We start from the raw sequence: 17,591 nt of genomic DNA on the forward strand, positions 1-17,591 counted from the left end.
GCGCTTCGAGGGAGGCGAAGCCTGAAAGCCGTGCTTCGCAATCTGAATCGGTTGAATTTGCCGCGTGGATGGCATTAGCTTGTTGCGGCGCAACAAAGCGTTTCGGGGCAGAAGTGAGGGGACGGGCACTATGGACTACGACATGCTGGTCATCGGCAGCGGCCCCTCCGGACGCCGCGCCGCGGTGCAGTCGGCCAAACTCGGCAAATCGGTGCTGGTGGTCGATCGCGGCCGGCGTCTCGGCGGCGTCTCGGTGCATACCGGCACCATCCCCTCGAAAACGCTGCGTGAAACCGTGCTCAATCTCTCGGGTTGGCGCGAGCGCGGCTTTTATGGACGCGGCTATAGGGTCAAGCAGGACATTTCGGTCGGAGACCTGATCGAGCGCCTGCACAAGACGCTCGATCACGAGGTCGAGGTGCTGCAGCACCAGTTCATGCGCAACACCGTCAAGAGCGCCCGCGCGGCGGTGAAATTTATCGGCCCCAACAAGGTCAGCCTGACATCGGACAATGGCGACTACAGCGAAGTCGGCTTCGCCAACGCGCTGATCGCGGTCGGCACCAGGCCGCACCGGCCGCGCGACGTGCCCTTCGACAAGACCCGCGTCTTCGACAGCGACGAGATGCTCGAGCTCGACCGCTTGCCGCGCACGCTGACGGTGATTGGCGGCGGCGTCATCGGCGTCGAATACGCCACAATCTTTTCGGCACTCGACGTGCCGGTGACGCTGGTCGAGCCGCGCAACTCCATCCTCGATTTCGTAGACCGCGAGATTGTCGACGATTTCATCCACCAGATGCGTGATCGCGGCATGACGATAAGGCTGGGCAGCGCGGTGAAGGAAATCCGCTCCAAGCCCGAGGCCGCCGAGGTGGAGCTGGCCGATGGCCGCACCATTCGCTCGGAGGTTGTGCTCTACGCCGCCGGCCGCACCGGCAATATCGGCAGCCTGGGTCTGGACGTGGTCGGCATCGAGGCCGACTCCCGAGGCCGCATCAAGGTCGATCCGCAGACTTTCCAGACCAGCGTGCCCAATATCTACGCAGCCGGCGATGTCATCGGCTTTCCGAGCCTCGCCTCGACCTCGATGGAGCAGGGCAGGGTGGCCGCCTGCCACGCTTTCGGCGTGACCCTGCCGCCACCGCCGGAAACATTCCCCTATGGCATCTATGCGGTGCCGGAGATTTCCACGGTCGGCCAGTCCGAGGAGCAGGTGCGCCAGAGTGGTGGCGCCTACGAGGTCGGTGTCGCGCGCTTCCGCGAAACCTCGCGCGGACATATCATGGGGGTCGACACTGGCTTCCTGAAACTATTGTTCTCGATCGAGACGCGGCGACTGCTCGGCGCGCATATTGTCGGCGAGGGCGCCACCGAGCTCATCCATATCGGTCAGGCGGTCATCAACCTCGGCGGCACCGTCGACTTCTTCGTCAACAACACTTTCAATTACCCGACGCTGGCGGAAGCCTACAAGATCGCAGGGCTCGATGCCTGGAACAGGATGGGGCGGTAGGCTTCAGCATCTTCGCTCCTTGTCGGTGGGGAGGCGCGGATCGCGGCTGTGCCCGGTCGAGACAGCGGTCGGTTCGAAAGGCTGGTCCGCCTACGCCACGGCAGCCGATCCCGCCAACCATTGCCTGACAATAGCGGCGTCCGGATCACCGATTTCATGGCCCGAGGGAATGATCCGGGCGTCGATGGCGGCGCCGTGCCGGCTGAGCAGCGTCACCAGTGCCGGCGCGAAGGGCCCGTAGGTCTCGTCGGCGGCGCCAGCGATAATCAGCGTCGGTATTCCAGCGAGGTCCGTCGCGGGCACATGGTCGAGTACAGGCATTGGCCTTAGCAGCACCGCCCTGCGGACGATGCCCGGATGGAGCAGCATCAGGCTCGAAACCAGATTGGCCCCGTTCGAATAGCCGAGGAATGTCGCGTGATCGAGATCAAGCCCATGGCGCTTGGCGGCCTCGCTTGCGAATGCCGCGAAGGCAGCCGTTTCGGCCAGGATGCTTTCCTGTTCGAAGCGCGTCGGGGTTATACGTTCGAACCAGCGAAAACCGTCCTCCTGGGGGATACGGCCACGCGCCGCGATCAGCATGGCGTCGGGTGCGATGCGTCTTGCCAGCGGCGCCAGGGTGGTCTCGTCGACACCCGATCCATGCAACAGGAAAAGGCATTCGCGGCTGTTCCCGCCGGCGCCCAGGAGACGATAGGCAAAGGCCAGATCCTTGAGCAGGGGACTGTTTTCGGTGCTGTCGCCGGTCATCCCGCATCCTCTTGATTATATGAGGCTTCGCTCAATTTGCCGGCTTCAAAACGCAATATTTTCATCCTCCGCGAAAGTTGATTGAACCAGGCGCATTCCAGCCCGTTTCTGCGCCGATATACTCCGCATGGGAGGAATCGAAGCGGTGCGCCGGGGGTCGCATTGCTGGACATGAACAACCAGCTTTGAGGCCTTTTGTCGATGACTACCCCTGTCTCGCCCGAACGCGATACGCGTATCGATGTGTTGCGCGCGCTTGCGCTCATCATCATTTTCATCGACCACGTGCCGGGCACGGCTTTCGAGGCCTTCACCTACAAGAATTTCGGTTTCTCGGACGCGGCGGAGGCGTTCGTGCTGATTTCCGGCATCTCGGTGGCGCTGGCCTACGGCACGAAGTTCCACTCGGGTGGCCGGCTTCTGGCCACATTGAAGATGTGGCGGCGGGCAGGCATGCTCTATATCGCCCATATCGTCACGACCATGGTGGTGATTGCCTTGTTCTGTACCGTGGCCGTGTTCACAAGGCGGCCGGAGTTGCTGAAACTGATCAACATCGAGCCCTTGATGAAGAACACGCCGGAGGTGCTGGTCGGCATCGTCACGCTCGGCCATCAGCTTGGCTACAACAATATCCTGCCGGTCTATGCCGCGCTGCTTCTGATGGCACCGGCCTTCGTCCTGTCCATCAGCTACAGGCCTGTCGCGGCGCTTGTCGTGTCCGGCGCGCTGTGGCTGGTCGCCGGCATCTGGCAGATCGCCCCGCCCAATTACCCTGAGCCCGGCTTCTGGTTCCTGAACCCTCTCTCCTGGCAGTTCCTGTTCAACATCGGCCTCGCCGCCATGCTGCATGTCCGGCGCGGCGGTGTCATTCCGATCAACCGCTGGCTGGTTGGCACCGCCGCGGCCTATGTGCTGACGGCGCTGATATGGGTGCACAGTCCGCTCTGGGGCCAGATCACGTGGTTCAAGCTGCCGGTGGTCATCGGCGGTTTTGACAAGACCTTCCTGTCGCTGCCAAGGCTGCTGCATATCCTGGCTGTCAGCTATCTGATCGTCGCCTTGCCGGCGCTGTCGAACCTGTTCCGCACCAGCCCGGACCATCCGCTGGCGATACTCGGCAAGCGCTCGCTGCCGGTCTTCATCGCCGGCACGGTGATCGCCATGGTCGCGCAGGTGATGAAGCTGATCAATCCGGGCGGATTTGCCTATGACAGCCTGCTGCTGTCGGCCGGCATCGCCATGCAGTTCGCGCTCGCCTTCTATCTCGAATGGCTGTCGACCATCAGCGCATCGGGCAAGGTCCGTACGACGCAAAAGGATGTCACGCCGGCGCGTGCGTCCTTCGGCATCTCCGGCATGGCAAGAGCCAATCGCTGAGCGGCGCGCCGTTCAGCCGCGCGGCGGAGCCGACGAGGCCCGCACAACCAGTTTGACCGGCAGCAACTGCCGGCTGACCTTGCCGTCGCTCTCCAGGATCGCCTTGACGGCAAGGCGGCCCATTTCGGCTATCGGCTGAGCGATCGTGGTCAAGGGCGGCTCGGACACGGCGGACTCCGGAACGCCGTCGAACCCGATGACGGAAACATCGTTGGGGACGCTGAGCTCGCGCGCGCTCAGCCATTCGAGCGTCACCAGGGCTATTTTGTCCGACATCGCCAGGATGGCAGTGGGCGGCTCCTTGGCCGCGAAGATGGTTTCGAGTGCCTCTCTCGTGCTGGCCGCGTCGTTGGCGGTCTCGTAGACGGGCACTGTGGATGTATCGACGCCAACCCGCGAAAGCTCCTGGAGATAGCCGGTGAGCCGGTCGCGCGTGCCCGCATAGGTCGCTGAGCGAACCTGCTCGGGTGAAACGAGACCCGTCCTGCCGTCGACGAAAGGCAGTGCCAGAACGGCAAAGCGGCGATGTCCGAGATCCGTGAGATGGCGGGCCGCCAGGCTGGCGCCGGCGATGTTGTCGACACCGATCGCCGCGACCGCCCCATCCTCGGAGTCCAGGTCGAGCGCCACGAAGGGCAGTTTGCGCTCGCGTGCCAGTTCCACCAGCCGCGAGCCGCCTTCGATGCAGAAGACGATGAAGCCGTCGACCAGGGCACTCTGGATGTTCCAGGCAAGTTGTTCGTTGTTGGCTGCCGAGACCAGGGAAATGCCGGCTCCTGTTGCATCGCAGGCCTGCGAGATGCTCGCCATCATGACCCGCGCAAAAGGATCGTCGAAGAAGTAGGAGAGGGGTTCGGCGGTGGCGACGCCGATGGCGTTGACCTTGCCTGCCCGCAACAATCGGCCCTTGGGATCCGGCCCGCCATAACCCATCGCCTCGGCGGCCGCCTTGACCCGCTCGCGGACTTCCTCGCGCACGATCTCGGGGCGGCTGAAGACATTGGATGCGGTGCCGTGCGAAACACCGGCGGCCTTGGCGATATCGGCCAGCCGGACGGGTCTTCGATTGCCTGCGGTGAGTGACGCCATGTGCGTGCCTCCTGACATGCATTTAGCACGTTCCGGATTTGCATCTAGCACTTTCGTTGGATCGATTCAAATTTTGCTTGACCGGGAACTGCCGGAGACCTATTCTTGAATCGATCCAAGTTGGTGGGTTTGGCCCGCCTGTGTTTCAGGGGAGGTGCGACATGCATCCCGTCAATTACCTGTTCGAAGACATCTATCGCAACGACTGGAGTATTGGGTCGGCTGCCAACAGCTTCAGGCGTCGGGGCAGGGCAAGCCCATGGATTCGCGACCTTCGCTTCCTGGTGGGGCGTAAGCGAAGCTGATCGCCACGTTTTTTGCCTATGTATTGGATCGATTCAACCCGAAGGGAGAAAAATCATGCATCCCATCAAGCATTTGTTTGAAGACATTTATCGCAACTACTGGGGCATCGCTCCGGCCGCCGAGCGACCGGAAGCGCGACGCCTGACGAAGCGGGCCTCGCGCAATCGCAATTTGTGGATCCGCACCGGACGTCCCGGGGATTGATCCCGACCGATTCGGCCTTAGGAACGTCGACGTACCAGGGCAGAGATCGCTATCCCCAGCCAGCCGGCGATGAGCAAAGTGCCCCCGATCGGCGCCGACATCGGAAACAGCCTCGATCCCAGGAAATCGCGGGCAAGTAGATCGCCCGCGAAAAGCAGGAGCCCGGCAAGCAAGGCGACGCTGGCGATCCGCAGAAAGCGATTTGCGCCGGTGAGGCCGACGGCGAGGAAGACAGGCGCGTGCATCAAGAGGAACGACGCGGCCGTGCCGGTGAAGGCGCCGCCGAGATGCGCGGCGGCAGCTGACAGCGCCACGCCTGCCGCGCCGACGAGACCGCCGGCAAACGCGAGGGTAGGGCTGGCGGTCGGTTCGGAGGAATTCATGTCGGCTAGTTCCCTCTTTTGACGGCCTGAACCTCAGGACTCGCTCGCTTCCAACGCCATATGCCGTGTGCGCCGCGACTGGACAATCCAGTTGTAGACGGCACCGCCGGCCATCAGCACCGATGTGGCGAGAAACACCGAGCGCATGCCGAAGTGACCGCCGACGAAACCACCGGATAGTGGTCCCGCAACCTGCCCGACATACTGCGCCGAGATGGCCAGCCCAAGCACATTGCCACCGACGCCGTCGGGGATGTTGTGGCGGATGACGCTGGTGATGCAGGGCAGCAGGCCACCCAGCGCCAGTCCCATCAGAAAGCGAAGGCCGATCAGTTGCCAGCCATTGCTGACGAAGGCCTGCGGGATAAGCAGCAGGGCCGATACGGCCAGCGCTCCGACAACGACATTCCAGTGGCCGACACGATCCGCAAGCCTGCCAAGCCAGGATGCCGACAGGATGGTGCCTAACGCCGTCGCCGACATCACCACGCCGGCGATCATCGTCACCCGGCTCTGGTCCTCTATGAGTTGCTGCACGTAGACGGTGATGATCGGCTCGATCGACATTGTGGCGAAGGCGAGCAGCATGCCGGTTGTCAGCATGGCCACGACGGGGCGCTTGTCCGGGATCTGCGACCAGCCGCTTTTCGGCCTTGCCGCCGACGCTGCCGTGGCCGGCTTCGGGCGCTGGGTCTCCTTGATGAGGAATGTCGTCGCCAGGAAGGCAAGGAAGATGACGCCGCCGGACAACAGGAAGGTGGCGCGAATGCCGATGACCGGCGGCAGCGCACCGCCGAGCAGGGGACCGACAAGCGAACCTGCCGTGATTCCCGCCGACAGGACGCCGAGCGCCCAGCCGGAGCGGTCCTTGGGCGTCTGCATGGCCACCAATATGGTCGAACCCGAGGAATAGCCGCCGGCAAACCCGATCAGCAGGCGCAGCAGCACCAGTTGCCAGACCGTCTCGACCATGCCCGTCAGCGACATGCAGATCGCCATGCCGAAGCTGGCACGCACCAGCATCACCTTGCGACCGTAGCGGTCGCCCAGCCGTCCCCACAACGGCGCGACCAGGGCCGCGGCGAAGAAGGTGGCGCCGTAGGCGATGCCGGACCACTGCACGATCGACGCATGGCCTTGCGCGCCGAGCTGTTCAACATAAAGCGGCAGGAAAGGCAACAGCAGCGTCATGGCGATGAGCGTGCTGAACGAGCCGGCGAAACAGACGGCGAGATTGCGCCGCCAGTGGATGTTGTAGCCGCCTTGTTGCGTATCTTCCTGTGCCATGTCCTGCCTGCCCGATATCAGTGCTTGTTGCGGATACCATTTTGGGATACCAAACTGGTATTCGTCATGAACTTCAACCCGGCTGCTGTCAATGCGGCTTCGAAGAGGCCAGCGCGATGTCGCAGATGCAGAATGTCGAACGACAGTTACGGGAGATGATCCTGGGGCTCGAAATCGGTCCAGGCGAGAAATTGACAGAACGTTGGATCGAAGGCCGCTTTGGCGCCTCGCGCACACCGGTCAGGGCGGCACTTCTGCGGCTGGAGACCGAGGGGCTGGTGGGCAGGGATGGCCGCGGCTGGACGGTGTCGCCTATCAACCTTGCCGAGCTCGAGCAGATAGCCGTCTATCGCGAAGCCGTCGAGGTCGCGGCCCTGCGGCTGACATGCATGCACGCCGAAACGAGCGCCCTCGATATCATCGAGGCGATGCTCGATTCCTGCGACGAAAATACGCCGCGCGAGGAATGGCATCGTGTCGGCATGGATTTTCACATCGAGCTGGCGCGCCTGTCGGGCAACGAATTCCTGTTCAGGGCCGTGCGCGATGCCATGACGCGCCTGTCGCGGGCCCGATGGCTGGAGGTGCGTGACGAGGCAGCCCTAGGTCGCGCCTGGGCCGAACACCGTGCCATTCTGGCGGCGGCCCGCCTTGGCGAGGCCGATGAAGCGGCGCGCCGGCTCTCGGCGCATATCATCGGCAGCCGCGACCGGCTGGTGACGTCGCTCGCCAACGATCGACGCGGTCTTCGTGCCAGGGGATTTGCCGTCGTCGCCGCTTGAAGCAGGTCCGGGAAACGTGTGAAGCGGTTTCCCGTCCCGAATTGCGTCAGCATAAAGAGACTGAGGCGGTTCGGCGTTTCCGTGAAGCCGCGAACCGCTCTGTACGGCAGGGCGCTGCCGGGCAAAAGCGGCGTCCGGAAGCGAAGCGCACTTTCGGCCTCGCTTCAAGGGCGCCGATGGCGTAAGAGCGGCGATGGAAAACAACCGATTTGAAACACCCGTGACCGTCAAGTCCGTCACGGCGGGAAGCACCCAGCTCTTGCGCACGGCCCGCGAGGCTTCCGATTACCTCCTCAACAGCTGGCCCGGCAAGCGCAGTCCCAAGCATCGCGCGGCGCTGCAGGCCTGCCACGATGCGCTGGCCGGCGACAAGCCGGCGATGAATGCCAGGCGCGCCTTTATCGCCGCGGCGCGGGAAGTGGACGTTTTTGTCAGCGACAAGGCGCCCGCCTGAATCAGGTCGGCAATCTCGATTGAAGCAAGGCCCGCATGTGCGGGACTTTTGCCGTCATTCCGCTGTTTCGGTTTCGGCCTCGCCCTCGGGCTTCGAACGTTCGCGCGCGGCAACCTTGGCCGCCAGCTTTTCGGCCTTCTTCGCCGCCTTCTGCCGGTCACGTTCCTTGCGTTCCTGATCGTAGTTTGGTGCTCGCGCCATATCGGCTCCTTTTAACCTGCCTTGCGGCTCTGACCCTGCCTAGGAGCATTAGCCGTCAAACACAACAGCTGAAGCGGCCGTGCGCGGGCGCGGCGTCGCGGATTTGCAGGGGGGCTTGCCAGACGGGCGCCATAATGATGTAGAAAACGCGGGGCGCCAGCGTATTGAGAGCTGCCCGTTTGTTTTGATCAAGTGAACCATGGCCACAATTGCGCGGACGTCGGCAAAGGTTTTCTATTATGCGCGAAACGTCGCGCGCGATGTCATTCCACAAGCCTTGTTTCGCCGCAGACTGGCAGTTCGCCTCGAAAAGGCCAGGCTTTCCGATGAGGCGGCGCGCCGGCGGGTAAATTACTACAACAAGCTGCAGGATGGCTTCGCCCCAAGTGCCAATGCCATGCGCATCAGCAAGCTGCCCTTCACGCCGACCATGTACTATTACGACCTGAAGGAATTCGCCCGCTACTTCGACCCCGGACTGCTTATCGACTTCGAATTCGGCGACGTCAGGAATGTGCCGAAGGTGCCGACGATCGTGAAGGACCGGCCGATCCGGGATGACGACGAGAACGCGGTCATCATGAAGCTCGACAAGTTTCGTCACTTCCAGATGCCGGCTGATGCCATCTCGTTCGCCGACAAGCTGCCTGTCGTGGTCTGGCGCGGCGATCTCAACAATCCGATCAGGACGAGATTTCTGAAGGCGGTGCGCGACCTGCCGTTCTGCGATGCCGGCTCGCACAAGCCGAACGCTCCGGCCGAATACGCCAAGCCGTTTCTGAGCATCAGCCAGCACCAGCGCTATCGCTACATCGTCTCGCTTGAAGGCAATGACGTGGCGACCAACCTCAAGTGGATCTTGAGCTCGAAGTCGCTCTGCCTGATGCCACCGCCGACATATGAGACATGGTTCGCCGAGCGGCAGCTCGAGGCCAATGTCCACTATGTGCCGCTCGAAGCTGATTTCTCGGACCTTGCCGAACATGTGGCCTATTTCGAACGGAACCCGGAGAAGGCGGAGCGTATCACCGCGGCTGCGAACGCCTATTGCCGGACCTTTGGGCACGAACAGACCGAACAGGCGATCTCCCTGCTGGTGCTGTACAAATATTTCGTGCTCAGCGGCCAGATCAAGCCGGATACCGCGGTCTGGCGCTGCATAACGGGCTAGTTGCCCGGATCCTCTCGTCGAAGCCGATCGGCACGCGCTGGACGACCGCCGCGCTTGGTAAATGCCTGGCACAATGACGCGTAAGCGTGACGCGGGAACAAACTCGGTTGTCGTGTGTTTTGGTCGCGTTTGTCCTGATCAACGTGAACCATGGCCGGCATAAAGAGAACGACGCAGAAGGTTTTCTACTACGCGCGAAACGTCATGCGCGATATCGCGCCACAGGCACTCTTCCGACGACGGCTGGCGGACCGCCTGGAGCAGGCCAGGCTTTCGGACGAGGCCGTGCGCCGGCGGTTGAATGACTACAACAAGCTGCAGGACGCCTTTGTGCCTGGCCCGGATGCGGTGCGCATCGACAAGATGCCGTTCGAACCGAGCATGTACTATTACGACCTGAAGGAGTTTGCCCGCTATTTCGATCCGGCATTGCTTCTCGACGTGGAGTTCGGCGACGTCATCGGGTTGCCGAAGGTGCCGACGCTCGTCAAGGACCGGCCGATCCGTGCCGACAATGGCAATGCGGTCATTCTGAAGTTCAACAAGTTCCGCCACTTCTACATGCCCGCCGACGCAGTCGCCTTCGCCGACAAGCTGCCGGTCGTGATCTGGCGCGGCGATCTCAACAATCCGATCAGGACACGGTTCCTGAACGCGGCGCGTGACCTGCCATTCTGCGACGTAGGTTCACACAAGCGAAGTGCGCCGGCCGAGTACAGCAAGCCCTTTCTCAGCATCCGCCAGCACTTGCGCTACCGCTACATCGTCTCGCTGGAGGGCAATGACGTAGCGACCAATCTCAAATGGATCATGAATTCGAACTCGCTGTGCCTGATGCCGCCGCCGACCTACGAGACGTGGTTCGCGGAGAGCCGGCTCGAAGCCAACGTCCACTATGTGCCGCTCGATCCGGATTTCGCCGATCTTGGCGAAAAGGTGCGCTATTTCGAACGGCATCCGGCGCAGGCCGAGCGCATTGTTGCCGCGGCCAATGCCTATTGCCGGACATTCTCCAATGAGCGAGACGAGCAGGCTGTCTCCCTGCTCGTGCTCTATAAATATTTCGTGCTCAGCGGCCAGATCGAACCCGATCCCCAACTCTGGCACTTCATCGAGGGCTAAGCGCGCTTCGGCCAGAGAATCAGATGACGCTGCGGTCGAGAACCATGTCGGCGGGGCCGAAGCGATCCTTTGCCGTCAATTGCTGGTGCCAGTAGGGGTAGAGCAGGGGCGGGCGGCTGACCGCGTCGAGGCGCTGGCGTTCTTCAGGGTTGAGTTCCAGGGCAGCCGCGGCGAGATTGTCCTTGAGCTGGGCATCGTTGCGGGCGCCGATCACCAGCGAGGAGACGGCGGGGCGGCCGAGCAGCCAGGCAAGTGCCACCTGCGCCGCCGAGACGCCGCGAGCCTTGCCGATCTCCACCAGCACATCCACGATCCGCCACAGCCGATCCTCGTCCCGGATCGGCGGCTCGGACCAGCCCGCGAGCTGGCGCGCGGTCGGGCTGTCGCGGCGGTATTTGCCGGACAGCAAGCCGCCGGCGAGCGGGCTCCAGACCAGCACGCCCAGTCCCTGGTCGACCGAGATCGGCAGCAGTTCATATTCGGCCTCGCGTGCCTCCAGCGTATAGTGGATCTGCTGGGTGACGAAGCGTTGCTGGTGACGGCTGTCGCTGATGGAGAGTGCCTTCATCACCTGCCAGCCGGACCAGTTGGAGCAGCCGATATAGCGCACCTTGCCCTGGGCGACCAACGTGTCGAGCGCGGCCACCGTTTCCTCGACAGGGGTAAGACCATCCCACTGGTGAACGAAATAGATGTCGATGACGTCGGTCTTCAGCCGCTTCAGGCTCTTTTCGCATTCGCGGATCAGATGGTGGCGCGACAGGCCTTCGTCGTTCGGCCCGCCGCCGATCCGCATGCGCGCCTTGGACGCGATCAGCACGTCGTTCTTGCGCTTGCCGCCGAGCGCCTCGCCGATGATCTCTTCCGACAGGCCGTTCGAATAGACATTGGCGGTGTCGATGAGGTTGATGCCGGCGTCGATGCACATGTCGATCATGCGCTTGGCTTCGGCAAGATCGCTGTTGCCCACCGCGGCGAAGGGGCCGGTGCCGCCGAACGTCATGGTGCCCAAAGTCAGTGTCGAAACCTTCAGGCCGGAACGGCCAAGGGTGCGGTATTCCATGTCAGTCCTCGCGATTGTGTTGAATTGGGGTGCCGCGAAGGGCAGCCCGGAATGCGACCGGGGATTTGTAGGACAATTCGCCCGGCTTGTCGCCATGCAATGATGATGGATCGATCACACATGGCGGAGCTTTTAACGGCCGCGGTCGCGCCCCGGACTGCAATAAAACCGTCACCGCCGGCCTATATTGAATTCGGCTAAGGTGTTTCCATTCCAGGCTAGGGGCCAGCAGTTTGGGGTGCCGGACATGAACCGACAGGCTTGCAAGCGGAGCGACTGATATGACCGAGCTAAGACAGAATTCTCCCGCCAAGGACTGGCTTGAAGCCGAACTCGCCGACACGCTCGACGAAGACTATGAGCTCGAAATGTCGGAGCCGGCGCTGTCGATGGAGATCGCCAAGATCTACAAGAACGCGCATCCGCCTTCGATCGACCGCATGCAATATTTCCGTGACCTGATCACCTTGCAATCCGAGCTGATCAAGCTGCAGTCCTGGGTCGCCTACCACAAGAAGAAGCTGGTGGTGATTTTCGAGGGCCGCGATTCCGCTGGCAAGGGCGGCGTCATCAAGCGCATCACCCAGCGGCTCAATCCGCGCATCTGCCGCGTCGTGGCGCTGCCGGCGCCGACCGAGCGCGAGAAGTCGCAATGGTATTTCCAGCGCTATGTGCCGCATCTGCCGGCCGGTGGCGAGATCGTGCTGTTCGACCGCTCCTGGTACAACCGGTCAGGCGTCGAGCGGGTGATGGGCTTTGCCGATCCCGGTCAGGTCGAGGAATTTTTCCGCGACGTGCCGGAGTTCGAGCGCATGCTGGTGCGCTCCGGTATCACCGTGGTCAAGTACTGGTTCTCGATCACCGACGAGGAGCAGCAGATGCGCTTCCTGATGCGCATCCACGATCCGATGAAGCAGTGGAAGCTGTCGCCGATGGATCTGCAATCGCGCGTGCGCTGGGAGCAGTACACCAAGGCCAAGGAAGAGACCTTCGCCCGCACCAACATTCCGGAGGCGCCCTGGTTCATCGTCGAGGGCAACGACAAGAAGCGCGCACGGCTGAACTGCATCGACCATCTGCTCAAGCAGATGCCTTATGAAGAGGTGCCGCACGAGGAGATCACGCTGCCGGAACGCGTCTTCAATCCCGAATACGAGCGCCAGACATTGCCGCGCGAACTCTACGTGCCGGAGAAGTATTGAGCACCTTGTCCTTCTCCCCGTTCACGGGGAGAACGTGCCCGAAGGGCGGATGAGGGGCGGCGCCAGCGTTGGCGATTGAGCCCCAATTCGCTGCTATTGGTAGCTTGCCGCTAGTCTCCAAAGGCCGCGCCGCCCCTCATTGCCCTGCCGGGCATTTCTCCCCGTATAGTGACGGGGAGAAAGAGCTGTAGTCACGCCCGCCCGATCATCACATGCGTGGCAAGCGCCGTCGCAACCTGCTCGGTGCACTGGTAGCCGAGCTTCAGCATGTCGAGACCGGCGAACAGATTCTCACCTGTGCCAAGCAGGATCGGCGAGATCGCCAGGTGCATCTCGTCGATGAGCTTCTCCTGAAGGTATTGCCGGATTGTCGAAACGCCGCCACCAACCCGCACATCCTTGCCGCCAGCCGCGACCTTTGCCTGCTCGAGCGCCGAATGGATGCCGTCGGTGACGAAGTGGAAGGTCGTGCCGCCTTCCATGACGATCGGATCGCGTTTGTAACGCGTCAGCACGAAAGTCGGCACGTGATAGGGCGGGTTGGGGCCCCACCAGCCTTTCCAGCTGTCGTCAGGCCAATCGCCGCGGATCGGCCCGAACATGTTGCGGCCGAGGATCCAGGCGCCGACATTCTCGAAACTGCGTGCCGCGAAGCTGTCATCGGTGTCGGTGGTCCCGTCGTTCTTGCCGAGCACCATCTGGCGGAACGTGCGGGTGCCGATCATCCATTTGTGCAGATTTTCGCCGCCGACGCCGAGAGGATGTTCAAGAGTCTGATCCGGACCGGCGCCGTAACCGTCGAGCGAGAGGGTGAACGCATTGACACGAAGTTTTGACATCATTGCCTCCTGAACCGCATGTAATTTGCAACCAGTGGCCGCTTAACCTAACTGCTTGCAAAAAGCAATTGGTTTCGTGTGATGCGCAACGGGCTACAGAAGGCTCCTGACAGCCAGCTGGGAACGATCGTTCAAAACGAAGATGACGGTGCTTATATGCCGCATCGCGGGGCTTCGGCGGCTTCCTTGTTCAGGTTTGGTGCGAGCTACCCCTTCAGCATCTGCGCCACCTCAGGCGCGAAATAGGTCAGGATACCGTCACAGCCGGCGCGCTTGAAGGCAAGCAAGCTCTCCAGCATTGCCTTCTCGCCATCGATCCAGCCATTGGCGCCCGCCGCCTTGATCATCGAATATTCGCCCGACACCTGGTAGGCGAAGGTCGGCATCTGGAATTCGTCCTTCAGCCGGCGGATGATGTCGAGATAGGGCAGGCCGGGTTTGACCATCAGCATGTCGGCGCCCTCGGCGATGTCCTGCTCGGCCTCGCGCACCGCCTCGTCGGAATTGGCGTGGTCGATGTAATAGGTCTTCTTGTCGCCCTTGAGCAGACCGGCGGTGCCGACCGCCTCGCGGTAGGGGCCGTAGAAGGCCGAGGCGAACTTCGTCGCGTAGGACATGATCGCCACGTCCTGAAAACCGTTGGCGTCGAGCGCGTCGCGGATGGCACCGATCCGGCCGTCCATCATGTCGGAAGGCGCGATGATGTCGGAGCCGGCGGCCGCCTGGATGACAGCCGCAGCCGCGACCTGCTCGACCGTCTCGTCATTGACGATGATGCCGTCGCGCAGGATGCCGTCATGGCCATGGCTGGTGAACGGGTCGAGCGCGGCGTCGGTGATGATGCCGATTCCGGGCACCGCGTCCTTTATCGCGCGGCTGGCGCGATTGATGATGTTTTCCGGGTCGAGGATGTGCGAGCCGGTCTGGTCGCGCAAGCCGAACTCGACATTGGGAAAGGTGGCGAGAGCCGGAATGCCGAGCTTTGCCGCCCGTTCGGCCTCCTTGACGGCAAGGTCGACCGACAGGCGGAAGACGCCTGGCATGGCCGCGATCGGCTCCCGCACATTCCTGCCCTCGACGACGAAGATCGGCCAGATCAGGTCATCGACCGTAAGCCGGTTCTCTTGCACCAGGCGGCGCGACCAGTCGGCCTTGCGCATGCGGCGCAGGCGGCGGCTGCCGGTAATGTCGTCGACGCTGCGCGCGCCGGCTGGCTTTGTCGGGGTGAATTTGTTCATGGCCAAAACTCTCGTTTGGCGGCTTTTACCACGAGCCCTTGGTGCTGACCAATGCGACACGATTGTGCCAGGCCGGCAGAAAGGGAGGCACCGTCCCGCCATGCCTATCCGGTCAGGGCTGCCCATTGCCGGAAAGAATTTGTGCAGCACCCCCGATTGCCACACGGAACGCCTCGTCGAAGCTGACGCCGCGGACCTCCCAGCGATAGGTCCTGCCGTGATCTGCCAGTCGCCAATCGGCGATCCACCCGAGCTCCTTGTCGCTCCATACGATGCTGCCGGCGAGCGCTTGCGCGCCACCGACCTGTTTGGCCAGCTGATCCAGCCTTGCCATGTCGTCGGTGCGCAGCCCTTTTTCGTCCAGCTCGGCCAACTGCGCAGCCTTCGGAAACGCGACATTCATCAATAGCGGATCGGCGGCATTGGCGAAAGACTCGCGCATCGTCTCGCCACGTTCCTCCTCGGCGCTTAGCAAAAAATGCCGAGCGCCCTGTTCGGTGCTGAGAAAGACGGCGAGCGTTGGTCGCTCGCCAGGCCAGGGCTTGCTGCCGAGCTGTGCGAGCAGCTTGTTGACCGTGGCGGGTTTGTAGAGACAAGTCAGATCATGCGGCCGGTCATGCGTGCCTTGCTCGTCATGGATCGGAATACCCTCCAGCCGGTCGTGGTAGCGGAAGGCGTCGACGAAATCGCCGGCCTTGTCCCGTAGTGCCAGCATTTCCGGCTTTTTCGGCAGCCGCTGATCCCCCGACACCTTGACCAGAACCCGGTCCAGGCAATCCCTGAAGCCTATCTGGCGGTTCTCCTCGCCCTGGCCGGTGACGATGGTCCGCGACTGGTAGAGATCGTCGGTCGTGACGGCGAACGCGGGACGCGGTGCAAGGCCGGCGATCATAAACCCGATCGTCAACAGCGCGGGACGGAGAAATCCGGACATGACCAACTGTCCCTGAAGCCGCTTGCGCGCGCACTATCGGCGCGTCGCTCGCGACGGTAGCCATCTTCGTAGCATTGCCAACCGCCGGCCGCCAAGGCCGTGGCGGAGAGGCCGCTGCCATTGACGCACCCATGCGCCGCCTTTAGCACTTCAGTCCCGCAGGCGGGGGAAGGATTCTCTGGCGATGGATTTTGGTGGAGGCGACGAAATTCGCTTCGAACGGTTGGGCAGGGCCGGTGTCGTGACGCTGACGCGGCCGCAGGCACTCAACGCCGTCACCCATCGCATGGTCAAGGCGCTGGGTAAGGCCTTGCGTGCCTGGGAGCGCGATGACGGCGTGGACGTCGTCCTCGTCAAGGCCGAGGGCAGGGCGTTTTCGGCCGGTGGCGACATCCTGCATATCTACGAGGCCGGCCGGGCCGGAAAGCCGCCGGTCGAGTTCTTCGCCGACGAGTATCGGCTGAACGCCCGCATCAACAGCTTCAAGAAACCCTATGTCGCCCTCATCGACGGCATCGTCATGGGCGGCGGCGTCGGCATTTCCTTTCACGGTTCGCACCGGGTGATGACCGAGAATGCCCAGTTCGCCATGCCGGAGGTCGGTATCGGCTTCTTCCCCGATGTCGGCGCCAGCCATCTGCTGCCCGACCTTGGCGGCTCCTTCGGCATGTATCTGGCCCTGACCGGCAACCGCATCCGCTATGGCGACGCGCTGTGGTCGGGGCTCGCCACCCACACGATCAAGGCCGAAGACCAGGCCAGCTTCCTTGATCGGCTGGTGCTGACCGGCGATCCGGAATCGGTGCTGCGCGGTTTCTTTATCCAGGCAAAGCGGGAGACCGACAGGCCGACGCTGGAAGCGATATCGCGCCATTTCAACCAACCGTCGCTGAAGGATGTTCTCAACAGCCTGGATCGCGCGTCGGGCACCGATGAATTCGCGGCCAAGACGCTGGCGACGATCCGCATGCGCTCTCCGACCAGCCTTCGCGTCGCCTGGCGGCAGATCAGCGCCGGGCTGACATTGTCGATGGACGACTGCATGAAGATGGAATTTCGCATCCTCAACCGCATGCTTGCCGGCCATGATTTCTACGAAGGCATCCGCGCCGCCATCATTGACAAGGGGTCGAAGCCGCAATGGCGGCCGGCAAGCCTCGATGCGGTTGGCGAGGCGGACGTCGAGGCCTATTTCGCCCCGCTCGGTGAACGGGAACTCCAGGTATGAGCGAGGTGACGTCGCGACGCGTCGTACTCCAGCCCTCGACGGTCGAGGTCATCTTCGCCTGGTTTCAGCGCGTCATCGCCGGCTACTGCCTGCTGTTCGGCATCCTGTACTGGATCAAGCTGATCGGCTTTTACCCCGGATCGCTCTGGCGCTTCGACCTGATGCCGGTGCACTGGCAGGTGGCGGCGGTGATGCTCGCCGTGTTCTTCCCCTTCGCCGCCGCCGGGCTATGGATGCTGGCCTCCTGGGGGCCGGTGATCTGGTTCATCTGCGCGGTCACCGAAACCGTCATGTACGCCGGCTTTCCCGAGCTTTTCGGCCATCGGCTGCTGATCGTCGTCTCGCATGCGGCGGTGGCGCTGCTCTACATCGTCTTTCGCGTCGTCATCTACATGCAGAAACGCCCCGCGCGGCACTAAGCTCTTGCCGCCATTGACGACTT

19 protein-coding genes are annotated in these 17,591 nt (G+C 62.6%); 10 read left to right on the top strand and 9 right to left on the bottom strand.

Annotation, left to right across the window (positions count from 1 at the left end; all coding sequences use genetic code 11):
• Window positions 1-130: 130 nt before the first annotated feature.
• Window positions 131-1,516, top strand: a complete 1,386-nt coding sequence (sthA, locus tag AC1VON_RS18085) for a Si-specific NAD(P)(+) transhydrogenase (RefSeq protein ID WP_483124396.1) — start codon at window positions 131-133, stop codon at window positions 1,514-1,516.
• Window positions 1,517-1,606: 90 nt separating this feature from the next.
• Here the strand turns inward: sthA and AC1VON_RS18090 are convergent, their stop codons facing one another.
• Window positions 1,607-2,266 carry an alpha/beta hydrolase gene (locus AC1VON_RS18090; protein ID WP_483124397.1) on the bottom strand — a complete coding sequence of 220 codons (660 nt, stop codon included), beginning with the start codon at window positions 2,264-2,266 and terminating at the stop codon, window positions 1,607-1,609.
• 201 nt (window positions 2,267-2,467) lie between these two features.
• On the opposite strand from AC1VON_RS18090, the gene AC1VON_RS18095 reads away from it, so the two are divergent.
• The gene (locus AC1VON_RS18095) at window positions 2,468-3,646 is read left to right on the top strand and encodes an OpgC family protein (protein WP_483124398.1); all 1,179 of its coding nucleotides are present in this window, start codon (window positions 2,468-2,470) and stop codon (window positions 3,644-3,646) included.
• Between the two features lie 12 nt (window positions 3,647-3,658).
• Here AC1VON_RS18095 and AC1VON_RS18100 read toward each other — a convergent pair whose 3' ends face one another.
• Window positions 3,659-4,735, bottom strand: a complete 1,077-nt coding sequence (locus AC1VON_RS18100; RefSeq protein ID WP_483124399.1) for a LacI family DNA-binding transcriptional regulator — start codon at window positions 4,733-4,735, stop codon at window positions 3,659-3,661.
• A gap of 360 nt (window positions 4,736-5,095) precedes the next feature.
• Here AC1VON_RS18100 and AC1VON_RS18105 point away from each other — a divergent pair, with 360 nt between their 5' ends.
• Window positions 5,096-5,245 (top strand): hypothetical protein, encoded by a 150-nt coding sequence (locus tag AC1VON_RS18105; RefSeq protein ID WP_483124400.1) that lies wholly within the window; start codon window positions 5,096-5,098, stop codon window positions 5,243-5,245.
• Between the two features lie 17 nt (window positions 5,246-5,262).
• Here AC1VON_RS18105 and AC1VON_RS18110 read toward each other — a convergent pair whose 3' ends face one another.
• Entirely contained in the window at window positions 5,263-5,628 is a 366-nt protein-coding gene (locus tag AC1VON_RS18110; RefSeq protein ID WP_483124401.1) for a DUF423 domain-containing protein, read from the bottom strand.
• Between the two features lie 33 nt (window positions 5,629-5,661).
• A complete protein-coding gene (locus tag AC1VON_RS18115; protein WP_172350922.1) occupies window positions 5,662-6,915 on the bottom strand; it encodes a multidrug efflux MFS transporter in 1,254 nt (417 codons plus the stop codon).
• Window positions 6,916-7,031: 116 nt separating this feature from the next.
• Here AC1VON_RS18115 and AC1VON_RS18120 point away from each other — a divergent pair, with 116 nt between their 5' ends.
• Entirely contained in the window at window positions 7,032-7,697 is a 666-nt protein-coding gene (locus AC1VON_RS18120; protein ID WP_483124402.1) for a GntR family transcriptional regulator, read from the top strand.
• A gap of 193 nt (window positions 7,698-7,890) precedes the next feature.
• Window positions 7,891-8,151: a DUF982 domain-containing protein gene (locus AC1VON_RS18125; protein WP_027028494.1), complete on the top strand. Its 261-nt coding sequence runs from the start codon at window positions 7,891-7,893 to the stop codon at window positions 8,149-8,151.
• A gap of 54 nt (window positions 8,152-8,205) precedes the next feature.
• Here the strand turns inward: AC1VON_RS18125 and AC1VON_RS18130 are convergent, their stop codons facing one another.
• A complete protein-coding gene (locus AC1VON_RS18130) occupies window positions 8,206-8,352 on the bottom strand; it encodes a hypothetical protein (protein ID WP_172350920.1) in 147 nt (48 codons plus the stop codon).
• A 199-nt stretch (window positions 8,353-8,551) separates the two neighbouring features.
• Here AC1VON_RS18130 and AC1VON_RS18135 point away from each other — a divergent pair, with 199 nt between their 5' ends.
• A complete protein-coding gene (locus AC1VON_RS18135; protein ID WP_172350919.1) occupies window positions 8,552-9,523 on the top strand; it encodes a glycosyl transferase family 90 in 972 nt (323 codons plus the stop codon).
• Between the two features lie 150 nt (window positions 9,524-9,673).
• Window positions 9,674-10,645 carry a glycosyl transferase family 90 gene (locus tag AC1VON_RS18140; RefSeq protein ID WP_483124403.1) on the top strand — a complete coding sequence of 324 codons (972 nt, stop codon included), beginning with the start codon at window positions 9,674-9,676 and terminating at the stop codon, window positions 10,643-10,645.
• A gap of 19 nt (window positions 10,646-10,664) precedes the next feature.
• Here the strand turns inward: AC1VON_RS18140 and AC1VON_RS18145 are convergent, their stop codons facing one another.
• Entirely contained in the window at window positions 10,665-11,708 is a 1,044-nt protein-coding gene (locus tag AC1VON_RS18145; protein WP_172350917.1) for an aldo/keto reductase, read from the bottom strand.
• Window positions 11,709-11,989: 281 nt separating this feature from the next.
• Between AC1VON_RS18145 and ppk2 the strand changes: the two genes are divergently transcribed.
• Window positions 11,990-12,910 (top strand): polyphosphate kinase 2, encoded by a 921-nt coding sequence (ppk2, locus tag AC1VON_RS18150; RefSeq protein WP_483124404.1) that lies wholly within the window; start codon window positions 11,990-11,992, stop codon window positions 12,908-12,910.
• 191 nt (window positions 12,911-13,101) lie between these two features.
• Here ppk2 and AC1VON_RS18155 read toward each other — a convergent pair whose 3' ends face one another.
• The 3 genes from AC1VON_RS18155 to AC1VON_RS18165 form a co-directional block, all read right to left on the bottom strand.
• Complete coding sequence (locus AC1VON_RS18155; protein WP_172350915.1) at window positions 13,102-13,749, bottom strand: dihydrofolate reductase family protein; 648 nt, start codon at window positions 13,747-13,749, stop codon at window positions 13,102-13,104.
• 206 nt (window positions 13,750-13,955) lie between these two features.
• Window positions 13,956-14,987, bottom strand: a complete 1,032-nt coding sequence (gene hemB, locus AC1VON_RS18160; protein ID WP_483124405.1) for a porphobilinogen synthase — start codon at window positions 14,985-14,987, stop codon at window positions 13,956-13,958.
• Between the two features lie 112 nt (window positions 14,988-15,099).
• Window positions 15,100-15,921: a DUF2066 domain-containing protein gene (locus tag AC1VON_RS18165; RefSeq protein WP_172350913.1), complete on the bottom strand. Its 822-nt coding sequence runs from the start codon at window positions 15,919-15,921 to the stop codon at window positions 15,100-15,102.
• A 184-nt stretch (window positions 15,922-16,105) separates the two neighbouring features.
• On the opposite strand from AC1VON_RS18165, the gene AC1VON_RS18170 reads away from it, so the two are divergent.
• The gene (locus AC1VON_RS18170) at window positions 16,106-17,149 is read left to right on the top strand and encodes an enoyl-CoA hydratase/isomerase family protein (RefSeq protein ID WP_172350912.1); all 1,044 of its coding nucleotides are present in this window, start codon (window positions 16,106-16,108) and stop codon (window positions 17,147-17,149) included.
• Complete coding sequence (locus AC1VON_RS18175; RefSeq protein ID WP_172350911.1) at window positions 17,146-17,568, top strand: DUF6163 family protein; 423 nt, start codon at window positions 17,146-17,148, stop codon at window positions 17,566-17,568. The genes AC1VON_RS18170 and AC1VON_RS18175 overlap by 4 nt, the downstream gene beginning before the upstream one ends.
• The last annotated feature ends 23 nt before the right edge of the window (window positions 17,569-17,591 follow it).

This window comes from Mesorhizobium sp. HAY1-8B (assembly GCF_056868045.1).

Bases quoted from the DNA above. Each gene is read 5' to 3' on its own strand.
- sthA (WP_483124396.1), top strand. From the start codon at position 131: ATGGACTACGACATGCTGGTCATCGGCAGCGGCCCCTCCGGACGCCGC.
- hemB (WP_483124405.1), bottom strand. From the start codon at position 14,987: ATGAACAAATTCACCCCGACAAAGCCAGCCGGCGCGCGCAGCGTCGAC.
- AC1VON_RS18110 (WP_483124401.1), bottom strand. From the start codon at position 5,628: ATGAATTCCTCCGAACCGACCGCCAGCCCTACCCTCGCGTTTGCCGGC.
- ppk2 (WP_483124404.1), top strand. From the start codon at position 11,990: ATGACCGAGCTAAGACAGAATTCTCCCGCCAAGGACTGGCTTGAAGCC.
- AC1VON_RS18120 (WP_483124402.1), top strand. From the start codon at position 7,032: ATGTCGCAGATGCAGAATGTCGAACGACAGTTACGGGAGATGATCCTG.
- AC1VON_RS18140 (WP_483124403.1), top strand. From the start codon at position 9,674: ATGGCCGGCATAAAGAGAACGACGCAGAAGGTTTTCTACTACGCGCGA.
- AC1VON_RS18125 (WP_027028494.1), top strand. From the start codon at position 7,891: ATGGAAAACAACCGATTTGAAACACCCGTGACCGTCAAGTCCGTCACG.
- AC1VON_RS18095 (WP_483124398.1), top strand. From the start codon at position 2,468: ATGACTACCCCTGTCTCGCCCGAACGCGATACGCGTATCGATGTGTTG.
- AC1VON_RS18165 (WP_172350913.1), bottom strand. From the start codon at position 15,921: ATGTCCGGATTTCTCCGTCCCGCGCTGTTGACGATCGGGTTTATGATC.
- AC1VON_RS18105 (WP_483124400.1), top strand. From the start codon at position 5,096: ATGCATCCCATCAAGCATTTGTTTGAAGACATTTATCGCAACTACTGG.
- AC1VON_RS18115 (WP_172350922.1), bottom strand. From the start codon at position 6,915: ATGGCACAGGAAGATACGCAACAAGGCGGCTACAACATCCACTGGCGG.
- AC1VON_RS18100 (WP_483124399.1), bottom strand. From the start codon at position 4,735: ATGGCGTCACTCACCGCAGGCAATCGAAGACCCGTCCGGCTGGCCGAT.
- AC1VON_RS18145 (WP_172350917.1), bottom strand. From the start codon at position 11,708: ATGGAATACCGCACCCTTGGCCGTTCCGGCCTGAAGGTTTCGACACTG.
- AC1VON_RS18130 (WP_172350920.1), bottom strand. From the start codon at position 8,352: ATGGCGCGAGCACCAAACTACGATCAGGAACGCAAGGAACGTGACCGG.
- AC1VON_RS18170 (WP_172350912.1), top strand. From the start codon at position 16,106: ATGGATTTTGGTGGAGGCGACGAAATTCGCTTCGAACGGTTGGGCAGG.
- AC1VON_RS18135 (WP_172350919.1), top strand. From the start codon at position 8,552: ATGGCCACAATTGCGCGGACGTCGGCAAAGGTTTTCTATTATGCGCGA.
- AC1VON_RS18175 (WP_172350911.1), top strand. From the start codon at position 17,146: ATGAGCGAGGTGACGTCGCGACGCGTCGTACTCCAGCCCTCGACGGTC.
- AC1VON_RS18090 (WP_483124397.1), bottom strand. From the start codon at position 2,266: ATGACCGGCGACAGCACCGAAAACAGTCCCCTGCTCAAGGATCTGGCC.
- AC1VON_RS18155 (WP_172350915.1), bottom strand. From the start codon at position 13,749: ATGTCAAAACTTCGTGTCAATGCGTTCACCCTCTCGCTCGACGGTTAC.